Source organism: Rhizobium sophorae, from assembly GCF_013087515.1.
GTDB lineage: Bacteria > Pseudomonadota > Alphaproteobacteria > Rhizobiales > Rhizobiaceae > Rhizobium > Rhizobium sophorae.
Genome location: NZ_JABFCN010000033.1, coordinates 1 through 14,945 on the forward strand (window position 1 = coordinate 1; position 14,945 = coordinate 14,945).

14 protein-coding genes are annotated in these 14,945 nt (G+C 58.5%); 9 read left to right on the forward strand and 5 right to left on the reverse strand.

Features of this window, described 5'->3' with window-relative positions:
- Window positions 1-366 precede the first annotated feature (366 nt).
- Genes G9X64_RS19750 through fhuB form a run of 3 tightly spaced genes read left to right on the forward strand, consistent with a single transcriptional unit; the run spans window position 367 to window position 4,023 of the window.
- Window positions 367-1,161: an ABC transporter ATP-binding protein gene (locus G9X64_RS19750; protein ID WP_171377282.1), complete on the forward strand. Its 795-nt coding sequence runs from the start codon at window positions 367-369 to the stop codon at window positions 1,159-1,161.
- A 13-nt stretch (window positions 1,162-1,174) separates the two neighbouring features.
- Window positions 1,175-2,053, forward strand: a complete 879-nt coding sequence (locus G9X64_RS19755; protein WP_171377248.1) for an iron-siderophore ABC transporter substrate-binding protein — start codon at window positions 1,175-1,177, stop codon at window positions 2,051-2,053.
- Entirely contained in the window at window positions 2,053-4,023 is a 1,971-nt protein-coding gene (gene fhuB, locus G9X64_RS19760) for a Fe(3+)-hydroxamate ABC transporter permease FhuB (RefSeq protein ID WP_171377249.1), read from the forward strand. The genes G9X64_RS19755 and fhuB overlap by 1 nt, the downstream gene beginning before the upstream one ends.
- A gap of 73 nt (window positions 4,024-4,096) precedes the next feature.
- On the opposite strand, the gene G9X64_RS19765 is transcribed toward fhuB, so the two are convergent.
- Window positions 4,097-4,978, reverse strand: coding sequence for an alpha/beta hydrolase (locus tag G9X64_RS19765; protein WP_171377250.1), 882 nt, complete (start codon window positions 4,976-4,978; stop codon window positions 4,097-4,099).
- Between the two features lie 288 nt (window positions 4,979-5,266).
- Between G9X64_RS19765 and G9X64_RS19770 the strand changes: the two genes are divergently transcribed.
- Window positions 5,267-5,413, forward strand: coding sequence for a hypothetical protein (locus G9X64_RS19770; RefSeq protein ID WP_168316362.1), 147 nt, complete (start codon window positions 5,267-5,269; stop codon window positions 5,411-5,413).
- Between the two features lie 260 nt (window positions 5,414-5,673).
- Here the strand turns inward: G9X64_RS19770 and G9X64_RS19775 are convergent, their stop codons facing one another.
- On the reverse strand, window positions 5,674-6,645 hold the full coding sequence (locus G9X64_RS19775; protein ID WP_171377251.1) for an alpha/beta fold hydrolase: 972 nt from the start codon (window positions 6,643-6,645) through the stop codon (window positions 5,674-5,676).
- Window positions 6,646-6,714: 69 nt separating this feature from the next.
- Entirely contained in the window at window positions 6,715-7,233 is a 519-nt protein-coding gene (locus G9X64_RS19780) for a Dps family protein (RefSeq protein WP_168316522.1), read from the reverse strand.
- 375 nt (window positions 7,234-7,608) lie between these two features.
- On the opposite strand from G9X64_RS19780, the gene G9X64_RS19785 reads away from it, so the two are divergent.
- The 5 genes from G9X64_RS19785 (at window position 7,609) to G9X64_RS19805 (ending at window position 12,342) form a co-directional block, all read left to right on the forward strand.
- Entirely contained in the window at window positions 7,609-9,186 is a 1,578-nt protein-coding gene (locus tag G9X64_RS19785; RefSeq protein ID WP_171377283.1) for an ATP-binding protein, read from the forward strand.
- Window positions 9,179-9,820: a response regulator transcription factor gene (locus G9X64_RS19790; RefSeq protein ID WP_168309549.1), complete on the forward strand. Its 642-nt coding sequence runs from the start codon at window positions 9,179-9,181 to the stop codon at window positions 9,818-9,820. The genes G9X64_RS19785 and G9X64_RS19790 overlap by 8 nt, the downstream gene beginning before the upstream one ends.
- Before the next feature lie 90 nt (window positions 9,821-9,910).
- Window positions 9,911-10,282, forward strand: coding sequence for a response regulator transcription factor (locus tag G9X64_RS19795; RefSeq protein ID WP_168316364.1), 372 nt, complete (start codon window positions 9,911-9,913; stop codon window positions 10,280-10,282).
- A gap of 24 nt (window positions 10,283-10,306) precedes the next feature.
- Complete coding sequence (locus tag G9X64_RS19800; protein WP_168309547.1) at window positions 10,307-10,612, forward strand: UBP-type zinc finger domain-containing protein; 306 nt, start codon at window positions 10,307-10,309, stop codon at window positions 10,610-10,612.
- Window positions 10,613-10,668: 56 nt separating this feature from the next.
- Window positions 10,669-12,342, forward strand: a complete 1,674-nt coding sequence (locus tag G9X64_RS19805; protein ID WP_168316524.1) for an FAD-dependent oxidoreductase — start codon at window positions 10,669-10,671, stop codon at window positions 12,340-12,342.
- A 97-nt stretch (window positions 12,343-12,439) separates the two neighbouring features.
- On the opposite strand, the gene G9X64_RS19810 is transcribed toward G9X64_RS19805, so the two are convergent.
- The gene (locus G9X64_RS19810; protein WP_168316365.1) at window positions 12,440-13,555 is read right to left on the reverse strand and encodes an FAD binding domain-containing protein; all 1,116 of its coding nucleotides are present in this window, start codon (window positions 13,553-13,555) and stop codon (window positions 12,440-12,442) included.
- 10 nt (window positions 13,556-13,565) lie between these two features.
- A complete protein-coding gene (locus G9X64_RS19815; RefSeq protein WP_168309544.1) occupies window positions 13,566-14,789 on the reverse strand; it encodes an MFS transporter in 1,224 nt (407 codons plus the stop codon).
- Window positions 14,790-14,945 lie beyond the last annotated feature (156 nt).

The window sequence follows — 14,945 nt, forward strand, 5'->3', positions numbered from 1 at the left end:
ATGCTGAGTGTCGCATTTCTAAATGGCTGAAGACGTCGCGCCTCTAATCAGCTTTGACATGTGCAATCTAAGATTGTTCACACTTTCGAGGATGAATCTCGATAGATCCGGCAAGCGACTGCTAATTAATGATAATCTCACAATTTCTTCAGAAACATACACGCTGGAGAGGATTTTGCTTTCATCCTCCTCCCTTCAGTCGCTTAACACGAGGTGGCAGAAGCCAGCGTTGCGGCCGAAAGCCGGGGCCGTCACACGCGATGACGAGGACCTAGGCGGAGGAATAACGAAAATAGTTGATTGCCGCTCTCATCTTTAGTACCGACCTATCACCCTGTTAAAGGATGTCACGTGGCTATACTCCCGATGCAAGATCCGTCTCGAACGGCTGAAACTTTTGTCGCCGAAAATATAGGTCTCTTGATAGAGCGGAACGAAATTCTCTGCGACGTCAGTCTTAAATTTCCGGCAGGAGAAGTTGTCGCGCTGGTCGGCCACAACGGTTCCGGAAAATCCAGTCTTCTCAAAATGTTAGCTCGCCAGCTTGCGCCGAGCACTGGATCGATCTCCTACGGGAACCAGGATCTGAGGGTGTATAGCGAACGCGCCTTTGCGCGTTCGGTTGCATATCTGCCCCAGGATGTCACGACCGGATCGGAAATGACGGTCCGCGAGCTTGTGGGATGTGGTCGTTATCCCTGGCACGGAGCGCTCGGCCGCTTCACTAAGAACGATGAAGAGAAAGTCGAGGACGCCCTTCGAGCCACGCATATCGAAACGTTCGCCAACCGTATCGTGGGAACGCTATCTGGCGGTGAGCGGCAACGTGCCTGGATTGCAATGCTGATCGCTCAGGATGCTCGCTGCCTGTTGCTCGACGAACCGACTGCGGCACTCGACGTTGCGCATCAGATCGAGGTGCTCTCCCTTGTGCGACGCTTGGCGCATGAAGGTGGGAGGAGTGTCGTCATCGTTCTCCACGACATCAACATGGCCGCTCGCTTCTGCGATCGGATCCATGCATTGAAACGCGGTCGCGTGGTTGCCAGCGGAACGCCGAGCGCGATCCTCGCGCCGAACACGCTGCAAGAAATCTATGGGATTGACATGGATGTGATCTCCGCGCCCAACCTGCCCTATCCGCTCGCCTATGTTTGCTGAGGCTGGGCGTTCAATGGAGGTTTCGCGGCGCTCCTTTTTGCAATTCGCGGCGGCCTCGCTCATTCCAGCTCCGCTGTTTGCCCAGTCGATGGACTTAAGGATCGTCAGCCTCGACTATGGTCTTGCGTCCACTCTTTTATCTCTCGGATTGCCTCCGGTCGGGATTTCGGACCTCGCCGATTGGGACAGATGGGTTGTCGAGCCGCCGATGCCAAAATCCGTCGTCGATATCGGCAGTGCGTTCGAGGTCAATTTTGAAATTCTCGTCACGCTGAAGCCCGACATTATCTTGACCACACCCTACCTGGATGAGCTGTTGCCCAAGCTGCAGTCGGTGGCGAAAGTCGTTCGGTTGGAAGTCTTTACGCCGGGCATTGGATCTATACTTCCCGCTGCCATCGCGGCGACGCGTAAATTGGCTGTTGAGCTTGGTCGTGAGAATGAAGCAGAGCAGTTTCTCGCGCGAGCCGACGCCTCCTTTGCGCAATGCCGCAGTCGCCTGGTGGGCAAGAACCTGCCGCCGGTCGCCCTTGTGAATTTTATGGATGCCCGCCATGCCCGCATCTATTCGAGTCCCGGACTGTTCCACAATGTGCTCGAGCGCATCGGTGTCCGGAACGCCTGGACCAGAGAGTCGAATTACTGGGGCTTTGAAACGATCGGGATTGAAGATCTCTCCAAGGTCACCGATCCGAACGCCCGTCTGATCGCCTTTGACCCCATTCCTCCGGACGTTCTTTCGAAACTCGCTCAGAGTCCGCTGTGGAACAGGCTGGCGTTTGCGCGTCCAGGCCATCTGTCGATTCTACCGCCAGCCCTGATGTTTGGCATGGTGAACGAGGCCATGCGTTTCGCAGGCCTTTTGACAGATCTTCTGGAAAAGGAAGCTTGATGGTATCCCGCCGCGACAACATCGGGCCAGCAATTGTCTTCCTCCTCCTGATGTGCGGTGGAGGCGTGGCGTCGTGGTTTCTTGCCGCTCCTGCGCTGTCAGAAATGGCCCGGCCGGATTACGATGTCACGCGAATGGTGTTCTACTATTCGACACTTCCCCGTCTTGCGACGGCGCTGATTGCCGGAGCCGCGCTTGCCTTGTCCGGTGCGCTGTTTCAGCAAGTTTTGAGAAACCCGCTCGCCGATCCTACCACCCTCGGCGTGTCGGCCGGAGCAAACCTGGCGCTGGTGGTAACATCGCTGTTTCTCCCCGACCTGCTTGGCGCCGGCCGCGATCTCGTCGCCCTGATCGGCAGTGCGGCCGCTGCTGTGATCGTCGTCAGCCTGGGGGCGCGACGCGGTTTTTCGCCTTATTCGCTTGTTCTGTCGGGGCTGGTTCTCAGTCTTTGGTGCGGCGGCCTCGCCGCCATCCTGACCTATTTGAACCAGCGCTACCTCTCGAGCCTGTTCATCTGGGGCGCCGGCTCGCTGGCACAGCAAAGCTGGGTCATTCCCTTATCGCTTCTTTGGAAGTTGGCTGTCATCGCCATCGGCTGCGCTTTCGTGATGAGACCCCTTTCGCTGCTCGATCTTGGCGAGAGCAGTTCCACGGCACTCGGCGTCAGATTGGTCCGCCTGCGTTTCATTGTCATCGCCCTTGCCGTCGCGCTTGCTGCATTTGTCACGAGCGCTGTTGGGGTCATTGGTTTCATTGGACTGGTCGCGCCGACAATTGCGCGATTGTCCGGAGCACGGCGTCCCGCGCAGCTCATCCTCTGGTCTCCGCTGATCGGCGCCGGACTGCTGCTTTTCGCCGACTCCATCCTGCAACTCGTCGCCGGCGGACTTGGTGATTTCTTGCCGACGGGGGCGGTAACAGCCATCTTCGGTTCGCCGCTGCTTCTCGCGCTCCTGCCGCGGCTGAAAATCCGTCATAGACTCCAGCAATCGCCGGCGTTCAGACGGCCACGTCGATGGGATGGAACCCGACCGGTCATCATCGCGGCCGCCGGCCTGCTCGTCCTGTTGATGCTCAGCGCTTTTCTCGGACGCGACGTCAATGGCGGCTGGGCTTTTACATCAGGCGAATTTTCGTACGATGTCCTTGCTATCAGGATACCTAAAATCCTCGCCGCCCTGACATCGGGCGCCATGCTTGCGGTCGCGGGCTCGATCCTTCAGCGGCTGACCGGAAACGAAATGGCAAGTCCCGAAGTTCTGGGAATCAGCGCCGGCGCGACCTTCGGTGTTGCAATTGCCCTGTTTGCCGTCGCTCCAGGGTTTTCCGGGCAATTTGCATTTGCCGTGGCCGGTGCGATCAGCGTTCTTTTTGTCATCTTCGTCAGCTCCCGGCGATCGGCGTTCGCGCCTGAACGAGTCCTGCTTGCGGGCATTGCCTTAAGCGCGATGGTCGATGCCGTCGTCGGCGTGTTGAGCTCGACGGGAGATCCGAGAGCAGTTCTGCTGATGCGATGGATGAGCGGGTCCACCTATCTTATCGAGGGTTCGACCGCCGCAATGGAGGTGGCGCTCGGCGCCGTGCTGATTGCCGTCTCCCTCGCCGCTCGCCGCTGGCTTGACATCCTTCCTCTTGGGCCGTCGCCTTCGGCGGCGGTCGGTATACCCTTGGCGAAATCGCGATTTGCGCTTTTTGGCCTCGCAGGATTGTTGACGGCTGCCGCGACGCTCACGGTTGGCCCATTGTCATTCATCGGCCTCATGGGACCTCACCTTGCGCGCGAGGCCGGATTGGCACGCGCGCTGCCGCAAATGGTTGGTGCCGCTCTGATCGGAGGGGGGCTCATGGTCGCGGCTGATTTCGTCGGCCGCACGATCGTATCGCCCTACCAGATTCCGGCCGGCCTTGTTTCCGCACTCATCGGAGCGCCGTTCTTGATGCTGATGATGCGCAAGCGCGGTGTCAGCTGAGGGTTCGCCCATGACGCAGACAATACGAAAGACGAAGCAATCCTGAACGCCCGATGTGGCCTTGCGGAAAGTGTCACCCGTCGGCCAAACCCTGGACTGCGAACGCAATCCTTACCGCGCGATTCACGGCCGCCGCAAGAACGGACATGTGGGTCTCACCGGCATAAAGCTCGAATTGGGTACGCAATCCGTCGGCAGTGCCGTTTAATCGCTCCGCCATTTCCCGCGCCAGGAGGACGGTCCGCTCCATCTTCCTCTTCTCCACACGTGCAGTGGCATCCTCGTTCCGGTACTGGAAGGGTGCCAGCGCATCGCCTTCGTATTCTCCGGCGGACAAATGCAAAAAGGGTGCATTGCCCGGTGCGTTTTGACGCTGCGCCTCATTATTGAGGATTTCACTGTTTTCCCAATAGATGGTTGGGCTGGCCGCAATCCAATTGGCAAACAGGCCCGGACGCTCGAACAGGGCATAGAGAGTAAAGAGGCCGCCGAAGGAATGTCCGAAAAGCGATCGGCGCATCGGATCCAGGATCACCATCTCTGCAATCCGCGGTATAAGCTCGTTCTCGATGAAATCCAGCAGCTTACCGGTCCCTCCGATAACGACCGGGGGACCGCCCTCGACGAACGGCGGATAGGATTTGACCGGCGGAGGCCCCAGGTCCCAGGACCGGCGAAGCGGATCATAGGGCTCGTCGGACGGGTAGCCGATCGCCGCGATCACTCCCCAACCGACATTCGTTCCCGTGGGGTAAGGTGCCTGCGTAACCAAGCTGGCGACCGCGAAGGGGAAAGTGGCGTTACCGTCAGTCATCACGAGAAGCGGCCATCCTCCCGCCGGTGGTCTCTCCGCCGGAATGGAAAGCAATATGCGATAGGGCTCGCCGCCCGCAGCAGGAGCCAGATCGAAAAAGCACGTTCCGGGCATCGAATAGACGCTGATGGGATTGGTCATGAGAAAATTTTCTGATGGTTGGGAGGATAGGGGAAGGGAAATTGATGTCGGCGGTTCACCGGCAGGTTTCGAAGCTTTCCAAGGTCGGTGCAACTATTTGCTGATATCCTGGCTTCCACGAAAGCGCATCATGGCAATCACGGTTCGAACGGTTACAGAGGCTGATCTAACCTCGTTCCGGCATGATTTGAAGACCCGGAGCTATCGACCCGCATTTCGATCCCACAGATTAATTCACACGGGCCTCAATCTGTCATGCGCGTCCATCGCGTTCCGTTCGAGCCTATCATGTGCATCCTCGAAGCAGACAGCCCGTTGGCTGAGTATCGCAAGATCACCGACGAGATCCTGAAACGCATGCTTGACGAGGATCGATATCCGCGACACGGCCAGATAAAGCAACACCGCAAAGAACTCGATCAGATGCTGAAATAGCTCCGCATCTGATCGAATGAATTGGTCAACGCCTTGAACGGATCTGAAGCTATTCAAAGCGCCTGGACGCCAAGGATCTAGGAGTAGGTCCTATAACCTCATGTCGCTTCCTCCGCGCAATGCGGCACTCTTTCTCGCGTGATTTGGAACTAACATTGCAGCTTTGGATCGCGAGTTGCGTGAATTGGCTCGCCCGGTGGGGAATGGCGTATGTAGCGGCCATGAGGTGGACGCCACATACGCCTTTGGATAGGGAACAATCAAGCCTTGATGAACGCCAACAGATCCGGATTGATCATGTCGGCATGCGTGGTCAGCATGCCGTGCGGGAGGCCCTTGTAGATTTTCAGGGTGCTGTTCTTCAGCAGTTTGGCCTGAAGTTCCGCGGCGTCCTTGTAGGGAACGATCTGATCGTCATCGCCCTGCGTGACCAGCACGGGCACGGTGATCGCCTTGAGGTCTTCTGTCTGGTCGGTCTCCGAAAAGGCCTTGATGCCGTCATAATGGGCTTTGGCGCTGCCCATCATGCCCTGGCGCCACCAATTGTCGATCACGCCCTGCGAGACTTTCGCACCTTCTCGGTTGAAGCCGTAGAATGGGCCGGAGGCAACGTCGAGGAAGAACTGGGCGCGATTGGCGGCGAGAGCGTTACGGAAGCCATCGAATACTTCGATAGGCGTGCCGTCAGGATTGCCTGCGGTCTTGACCATCAGCGGCGGAACGGCGCTTACGAGAATGGCGTTGGCGACGCGGCCTTGCGGCTGACCATATTTGACGACGTAACGAGCAACTTCGCCGCCGCCTGTCGAATGGCCGATATGGACAGCGTTGCGCAGGTTGAGGTGCTCGGCGACAGCTGAGGCATCTTCGGCGTAATGATCCATGTCGTGACCGTCGCTCACCTGTGACGATCGACCATGCCCGCGGCGATCATGGGCGACGACGCGATAGCCCTTGCTGACGAAGAACAGCATCTGGGCATCCCAATCGTCGGACGACAAAGGCCAGCCATGGTGAAACACGATCGGCTGCGCGTCCTTCGGACCCCAGTCCTTGTAGAAGATTTCAACGCCGTCCTTTGTGGTCACAAAACTATGGGTCATTGGTTCAATTCCTTGCTGATGAGGGGAGAGTTTCTTTTCAGAAGCCAAAGCCGGAATGGCCAGAGCCAGGGAAATAGTGGTGCCGGTCAGCAGAACCTGCCGGCGGGAAAGGGAAAATTCGCTGGTCATGAGATGTCTCCGAGTTTCGAGCCAACCAAACCGCTATCGGTGGGCATGTCCGTTGACGGGCCGATATGCTTACTCGGCGCCGCGGGTGCTTTCGAACAGGAACCAAGCGCGACGCTCGGCCTCATCGACCCAGTTTTCGATCAGGCTGGCAGTAGCGATATCGCCGTGCTCGTCGCAGAGGTTGTGGGTCTCCTTCATCAGCGAAACCAGCGTGAGGTTATCGTCGCGGAGTTCGGACAGCATGTCGGCCGGGGTCACGAAATCAGCATCGTTGTCGAGCAGGCGCTGAACCTTGGAAATATGACCGATCGAACGTATCGTGGTACCGCCGATCTTGCGAGCCCGCTCGGCGATATCGTCCGCCATCGCAAAAATCTGCTCGCCCTGCTCGTCGAGCATCAGGTGATAATCACGAAAATGCGGCCCGCTCATGTGCCAATGGAAATTCTTGGTCTTGATGTAGAGGGCGAAGACATCGGCCAGAAGCGCCGTCAGTGCGCCGGATATATCGGCAGTCGCGTTTGTGCCAAGCGTTGTCGGTGTTGCAAGCGGCGACTTGCGGTGTTTTTCAGCGAGCGTGCGGTCCATCATGGTCTCCATTGGGTTGAGCGGGCTGCTGGAGACTTTTTAGACCAGGCAGCGAGCCCTCAACATCCAATGCTTGGCTAGTCGAACCCACACCTACGTATAGTTTCTAAGCGCTCCGGCTGAGGTTAGATATCGAATGTCTTCGACCTCCTCCCAAGAAGACATGCTGGGCACCTAGGCCCTGACGGTTCAGGCGTCCCCTCCCCTGAACCAGCGGATGTCGCGATCCGATCGAGGCCATCCCAGCCGCTCTGGGATGGCCTTTCTTTTTTACCGACTATCAGATTGAGTTCACAGGCGAATAGCGGATTTAGAATTGCGTTTTCTCCAACGGAATGGCTTGATGACGCTATCGACATCTAGGTGGGAACCGGCATGCCTTCGCTTGTACTTGTGAACCCGAAACGACGGTTATCGGCACGCTACGAAACCGGCATTCTGTCGTTCGCATTCGCTCTTGCGGTAACCGTCTTCTATCTCGATACGTTCACCGACATTCACAGCGCACTCGCCACGCTCTATGTCATCACGCTCTTACTGTCGGCGGAGACGCTGACGGAGAAGGGAACGCTGCTGCTGACGGCAGTCTGTGTTGGTCTCTCAATACTATCTTATGCAGCTGCCCACGGCACGGACGCCGACCTCGCCGCAATTTTGCGCTTGGCGGTGGCCGTCGCTGCCATATTGATTACCTGTGCGCTGATCATACGGAACCACCGTGCTCGTCATGATTTGTTAAAATCCAATGTCGCCTTGCAGAGTAGCGAGGAACGCTACCGGACAATTTTCGAGCAGAGCCGCGTCGCCCTTTGGGAGCGTGATTATTCTGAGGTGCGCGCGTTGTTGATGAAACTGAAGGCGCAGGGTGTCGTCGATCTGCGTGCTTATGCGCGGGACAATCCGGACTTCATTGCCGATTGCATCGCGCGCATACCGACCGTCGCTGCCAATGCCGCGGCGTTGGAGCTTCTCGGCAACGTCAGTGCACAGAATGCTGGCTCGATGCGCCGCTACATCGCGCAGGACGACGCCACTTTTCTCGAGCTGATGGCGGCAATATTCGAAAACCAAAGCTATTTCGAGGGCAAGGGCACGATCATCACCAGCGATGGCACCACCAAGCTGGTGTTGCTGACGGTCGGCTTTCCAGCGGACGTGGCCAATTTCAACCGCGTCATCGTCGGCATGTTCGATATTACCGAGAGGGAACTGGCCCAGAAGGCGTTGTTCGAGGCCCAGGCCGAACTCGCACTGGCCTCACGCGCGGCCACCGTCGGCGCCCTGTCTGCATCGCTGGCGCACGAACTCAACCAGCCACTCGGCGCAATTGTCGTCAATGCACAAACCCTTCAGCGCTGGCTAGACCGTGACCCGCCGGATCTGGCGGCTGTTTCCCGCTCGGCCGAACGCATCGTGCGCGACAGCCAACGTGCCAGCGACATCATTCAGAGCACCCGGTCGATGTTGAGCGAGCGCACGCCGATCCTCGAAGCGGTCTCACTGGCCGATCTCGTCAGCGAGACACAAGCGTTGATGGAGAGCGAGCTTTCCAGGAATAGGATCACATTCGAAACGAGCGAGGCTCCTGGGATCACCAGCGTCAGTGCTGTCCGCATCGAGCTGCAGCAGGTGCTGATCAATTTGATCACCAACGCCATTCAGGCCATGGCCGCGACGCCGGAAGAGGTTCGACGGATTTCGGTATCAATCAACCCGGCGGATGGCCGGGGCGTCCGGGTCAGTTTCCGTGACAGTGGGCCTGGCCTGAACGCCGACATTCTGGAAAAGTTGTTCAAGCCGTTTTGCACCACAAAGGAAACCGGCCTCGGCATGGGACTTGCCATCTGCCGCAGCATACTCGAAGCCCGTGGTGGCACCCTGACCGCCAGTAATCACACAGAAGGCGGCGCGCTGTTCGAAATGATCGTGCCGATGGAGGCTGTCCATGAATGATGCCAGAAAACCCGCCAAAACCACGAGTAACGATACGCCTGTCGTTTACGTCGTGGATGACGATCCCTCGATCCGAGAGGCGCTTGTCGATCTGTTTTTGTCGGTCCGAACGGAAGCGCAAGTCTTCGAAAGCGCTCAGGACCTCTTGGACAACGCCGATCTCAAGCGGCCCGGCTGCATCCTCCTCGACGTAAGGCTTCCCGGCGCCAATGGCCTGGACTTCCAGATTCATCTGGAAAAACTCGGCAACCAGATGCCGATCATCTTCATGACCGGCCATGGCGACATACCGATGACCGTGCGGGCGATGAAAGCCGGCGCGGTGGATTTTCTGGCAAAACCGTTCCGGGACCAGGATATCCTCGATGCTGTGGCCGTAGCTTTCCAGAAAGACCGGGACCTGCGCCAACAATCTGCGGCCAATGGCGCCGTTTCCGAACTCGCGAAGACGTTGACACGCCGCGAACACGAGGTCATGGCTGCTGTCGTTCAGGGCCTGATGAACAAGCAGATCGCCTTCAACCTCGGCATTAGCGAAATCACGGTTAAACTCCATCGCGGCAATGTCATGCGCAAGATGGAGGCGCGCTCGGTAGCAGATCTGGTCCGCAAAGCCGAGCTGCTTGGCCTGTAGTTGAAAAACCTAGACCCTTGTATGGTACAAGGACCAGTCTCGAAGGCGCATATACCGTGCTGTTGATCTAACACGGCAAGGCCAGAGAAATTGTGCAAAACACCAGTCATAGCCATCGTCGACGATGATCGGTCGATACGCGAAGCGCTTGACGATCTCATTTTGTCCTGCGGCTATAAGAGCCGGCTGTTCACGTCCGCGGAAGAGTATCTTGCTGCGCAGGACCGCGCCGCGATTGACTGCATGCTCGTGGATGTCAAAATGCCCGGTCTCACGGGGCTCGAGCTGCAGGCTGTGCTGAACGAACAAAATACGCTGAAGCCCCCGATGATATTCATGACATCCTATAGCGACAGCAAAACGAAGGCGGCGGCGATGAGCGGGGGCGCTTTTGCCTTTCTCGGCAAGCCCGTGAATTTCAGCCAATTGGTCCAGTGTCTCGAACAGGCGCTGAAGCGCTGATCCACGCCAACGAGGAGTAATTCCATGTCGCACGGCTGCTCTCACACATCGACGATCCGCACGGTTCGGCCCAAAACGCTCGGCTGCGAGGAATGCCTTGAGACCGGACAGGTTTGGTTTCATCTCAGGTTATGCCGCGAGTGTGGCCATGTCGGGTGCTGCGACCAATCCCCCGGTCGTCACGCGACCGCACATTTCCATGCCACGCAGCATCCGATCATAGAAGGTTACGATCCGCCAGAAGGTTGGGGATGGTGTTTTGTCGACGAGACCATGGTCGAACTGCCGGACCAGACCCCGCAGCGTGGCCCCATACCTCGCTATTACTAGACCATCTCGAACCGGCAACGCCATTTTCGTCACGTTTCAAGCCAGGAGAAAAATTGATGGCGGATCTCAGCGCAAGACAGCACCAGATGTTTCCGGAGCTGAGCCCGCGTCAAGTCGAGACGGCCAAACGTTTTGCCAGTGGCGAGCCAAAGCATTTCGAAGCTGGGGAATTTATCTACAAGGTCGGCGATCACGCGGCACCTGCCTGGCTGGTGCTTGAAGGATCGATGGATGTCTTTCGCCATGAAGGCCTGTCGCATGAGGCGCCGATCACCACCCATGGTGCCGGTCAGTTGTCGGGCGAAGTCAATCAACTTTCGGGCCGTCCGACACTGGCCGGTGCACGGGCCGGCTCCGACGGTTGCACCGCGGTTGCGTTCGATGCAGCCCATCTGCGCGCCCTGGTGATCGGCTCGGCGGATGTCGGCGAGATTATCATGCGGGCTTTTATCCTGCGTCGCGTTGGTCTGATCGATTCCGGCGCCGGCTCGGTTCTGATCGGCGCCGCCGGCAATGCCGCGCTGTCACGCCTGCAAGGGTTTCTCTCACGCAACGCCTTTCCCTATATCGTGCTCGATTCTGCCAGCCAAGGCGAAGGCCGTGCTCTGATCGAACGCCTGGGCATCCTCGCATCCGAACTGCCGCTGATGGTCTGCCCCAATGGAACGGTGTTAAAAAACCCGAACGACATGGAAGCCGCCGCTTGCCTTGGCATGACGCCGGAACTCATGCCCGGAAAGCTTTATGACGTTGCCGTCGTTGGCGCCGGGCCTGCTGGCCTCGCCACCGCCGTTTATGCCGCCTCCGAAGGGCTTGAAGTCATTGTCATCGACGAACGTTCGGTAGGAGGACAGGCCGGCGCTTCCTCACGCATCGAAAACTATCTCGGCTTCCCAACCGGCATATCCGGCCAGGCTCTGGCCGGCCGCGCCTATAACCAGGCACTCAAATTCGGCGCGGAAATGGTCTTGCCAGTTGCGGTCAACAGTCTGATCTCGCCCGAGCGCGACGCCGGGGTGCTGACCCTGGAGCTCGCAGGTGGAAAGGCCGTGACGTCGCGAACGGTTGTCATTGCCTCCGGTGCGCACTACCGGCGTCCGAGAATTGCCAGCATCGAGAGCTTTGAGGGCAATGGCATCTCCTATTGGGCTTCTCCAATAGAGGCGAAACTCTGCGCCGGTGAAGAGATAGCGCTGGTTGGCGGCGGCAATTCTGCTGGTCAGGCGATCGTTTTTCTCGCACCTCAGGTCAAGACACTGCATCTCGTCGTCCGGCGCGCGCTCGAAGACACGATGTCGCAATATCTGATTGACCGCATCAAGGCTTTCCCCAATGTCGAACTGCACATGCACTGCGAAGTGGATGCGGTCGAAGGCGCTCCCGCAGGCGGCCTGAAATCTGCCACACTGCGCAATCGGCTGGATAACAGCGAAAAACTGCTGTCGATTCACCACCTTTTCCTTTTCATCGGAGCAGATCCGAATGCCGGCTGGATCAGCGACCGCATCCATACCGATGAGAAGGGCTTCATCATCACCGGACAATCCTTCGATGCGCTGTGCAGTTTCACTCGCCAGCCTCTACCGCTGGAAACCAGCCTGCCAAACGTCTTTGCCATCGGTGATGTCCGGGCCGGATCGACCAAGCGGGTTGCGGCCGCAGTCGGTGAAGGTGCTGCCGTCGTCTCCCAGATCCATGCTGCGCTCAGCCTGATGAAGACCCCGCACTGAAGCATACGGACTTCTTAAAATCAAACGACCCCCCGGCAGATGCCGGCGGGTCGAAAATGTCGTCTTACGAGGGATGTGAGAGATAGCGGGTCGGTGCTTAGATAGCCGACCCACCAAGCTGGCGACCGTAAGCAACGATTTCCCTGCCCACGACGATGCGATCAGCCTCGAACCGCTGCAGGGCGGTGGGAAGGTCGATCGCGGACGCCAGGCAATTGCTCAGCGCCATGACATCGCCGGCTGCTTTCGACACGCCCATCGCGGTGTGCGGCCGCGCGACAAAGGCAGCGTCACCAATCAGGACGATTGACCGGCCGATCATACGGGGTGCCTCGTAGTCGAAAATACCTTGTATCGACGGGCTTGGCTCCGCTTCCACCGCCAGCGCGAATTGCGGCGGAAGCATCTGCCTGGCATCGGCGCGAAAAGTTTCCAGACGGTCGTTCGACAAGCCACCGCGCGGTAGGGAAAACACATGTGCCCGCTTACCGAGATCAGTGAAAGTGCGGGCAAGTTCGCTTGGCGCCACCTTGCGGTACCAGACCCAGTTGTAGCGGCGGCTGCCGACGTTCATTTCACCTTTCGAACCTGGGACAAGATAGCCGAGAGCGTGTACGCCCGGCCGGACATGGAAGGCAAACCGGTCGAGAAGCAGCGCGGCGGCCGCTGGCACGCTCGTTTCCGGAATCAACCCACGCCAGGCGACATAGCCGGAATAGCGATTTTGATTGTCCTTGAGATTGACCGCCCCGCGCACAACGGAACCGAGGCCATCGGCGCCGATCACAAGATCGGCATTCTCCCGCGTGCCGTCACCAAAAATCAGTTCCGCATCGCTATCGCCGTCCAGTACCTCGACGACGTCCCGGCCCAACACATAGCTTCCGGAGGCGATGCGCGATGCGACGGTTTCGAACAGGTAATCCCAAGAAATTTGTGTCTGGGGCATAATGACGGTCTGGGCGATACTGCCATCCTGATTGAGATAGATGCGTTCCTTTGCCAACACGCCAACACGGGCAACATGCTCGCACCCGATCCGCCGGAGAATGTGCAGCAGATCGCTCTGACCGACCAAGCCCGCTCCCCGGCCGGCAAGACCGTTCTTCGATCGCTCGTAGATGCGAACATCATGGCCGGCCTGCTGCAACATGATGCCGGCGAAGAGACCGGCGAGCGAACCGCCGACTATTCTAATACGAAGATTGTTCATAGTCCCGACCTCAGTGTCCGACAACCGTCGGCGAATGCCGGCGGTGATGAAACAGTTTCACCGCAAGGGCTGCTATGCCAAGTGCCGCGCCAAGCAGGCAAACGAGGAGCCAGCCGCCCTCTCCCCATGCCAACGTCGCCAGGGCAGAGCCTGCCGCCCCACCGAGAAACATGCCGGTCATGAACACCGTATTGAGCCGGCTGCGTGCATCCGCATCGAGCGCATAGATGATGTGCTGGTTGGAGATCAACGCACTCTGTATGCCGAAGTCGAGCACGATAACGCCGACAACCAAGGAAGCGATCGATGCCCAGACGCCGAAGATCAGCCAGGCTACGATCGTCAGTACAGCGCCGAGCCAGACCACGAAGTGAGGTCCCCGCTTGTCGGCAACCTGGCCTGCGAGCGGCGCTGCAAAGATGCCGACTGCGCCGACAATTCCGAACAGACCTGCAACGTCCGCTCCAAGCTGGAACTCCGGCCCCGCGAGATGGAGCGCCAGGATTGTCCAGAAGGCCGTGAACGAAGCAAACAGCAATGCCTGGATTATCGTCGCGGCCCGCAATGCCGGATGGCGTTTCCAGAGCTGGCCGAGCGACCGGATGGCTTCATGATAGCGCAAAGTCGACGTCGGTCGGTGATGGGGAAGCACCGTGAACATAAGACCTGCAGCGAGCAGCGCGAGCGGTACCCCGATCCAGAACATCTCACGCCACCCTGCATGCTCGCCGACGAACCCCGACAGGGTGCGGCTGAACAATATGCCCGACAGTACGCCTGCCATGACCGTGCCGATCGTAGCGCCGCGTTTTTCCGGTGCTGCCAACGATGCGGCAAAGGGCACGATCTGCTGGGCGACAGTGGAACACACGCCGACGATGACCGAAGCTGCCACCAGCATCCAAGCGGTCGGTGCCAGTGCGGCAAGCGCGAGAGCGGCTGCCAGCACCAGGAACTGCCCGATGATCATGCGGCGCCGATTAACGAGGTCGCCGAGCGGCAATAGGAGAAAAAGGCCCAGTGCATACCCAAGTTGCGTCGCCGTCGGCACCATGCCGGTGACCGGCTCATGGCTAAAATCCGCCTCGATAAGGCCGAGCATCGGCTGATTGTAATAGATGTTCGCGACCGCAATCCCGCCCGCGACGGCCATGGCCAGCAGCGCTACTTGTCCGATCGCATCATTTCGGGTGGCGCTTGCCGCCCTGCCCTGCATCTGTTCGGTCTTTTCCATAATCCTGCTCCATCGCCAATCTTGATCAGAGCAAGCTATTTCCGATCGCATTGCACGCACATCCAATGGACGTCTACCCGGACCTATACATCCGTCTAGGTTCGCATCGATGGGTTCGATGCTAGATCTGTAGAAACACAGTGAATGGAGACTGCG

Coding starts and splice junctions, on each gene's coding strand:
- G9X64_RS19750 (WP_171377282.1), top strand. CDS start 367: ATGCAAGATCCGTCTCGAACGGCTGAAACTTTTGTCGCCGAAAATATA.
- G9X64_RS19755 (WP_171377248.1), top strand. CDS start 1,175: ATGGAGGTTTCGCGGCGCTCCTTTTTGCAATTCGCGGCGGCCTCGCTC.
- fhuB (WP_171377249.1), top strand. CDS start 2,053: ATGGTATCCCGCCGCGACAACATCGGGCCAGCAATTGTCTTCCTCCTC.
- G9X64_RS19765 (WP_171377250.1), bottom strand. CDS start 4,978: ATGACCAATCCCATCAGCGTCTATTCGATGCCCGGAACGTGCTTTTTC.
- G9X64_RS19770 (WP_168316362.1), top strand. CDS start 5,267: ATGTGCATCCTCGAAGCAGACAGCCCGTTGGCTGAGTATCGCAAGATC.
- G9X64_RS19775 (WP_171377251.1), bottom strand. CDS start 6,645: ATGACCAGCGAATTTTCCCTTTCCCGCCGGCAGGTTCTGCTGACCGGC.
- G9X64_RS19780 (WP_168316522.1), bottom strand. CDS start 7,233: ATGGACCGCACGCTCGCTGAAAAACACCGCAAGTCGCCGCTTGCAACA.
- G9X64_RS19785 (WP_171377283.1), top strand. CDS start 7,609: ATGCCTTCGCTTGTACTTGTGAACCCGAAACGACGGTTATCGGCACGC.
- G9X64_RS19790 (WP_168309549.1), top strand. CDS start 9,179: ATGAATGATGCCAGAAAACCCGCCAAAACCACGAGTAACGATACGCCT.
- G9X64_RS19800 (WP_168309547.1), top strand. CDS start 10,307: ATGTCGCACGGCTGCTCTCACACATCGACGATCCGCACGGTTCGGCCC.
- G9X64_RS19805 (WP_168316524.1), top strand. CDS start 10,669: ATGGCGGATCTCAGCGCAAGACAGCACCAGATGTTTCCGGAGCTGAGC.
- G9X64_RS19810 (WP_168316365.1), bottom strand. CDS start 13,555: ATGAACAATCTTCGTATTAGAATAGTCGGCGGTTCGCTCGCCGGTCTC.
- G9X64_RS19815 (WP_168309544.1), bottom strand. CDS start 14,789: ATGGAAAAGACCGAACAGATGCAGGGCAGGGCGGCAAGCGCCACCCGA.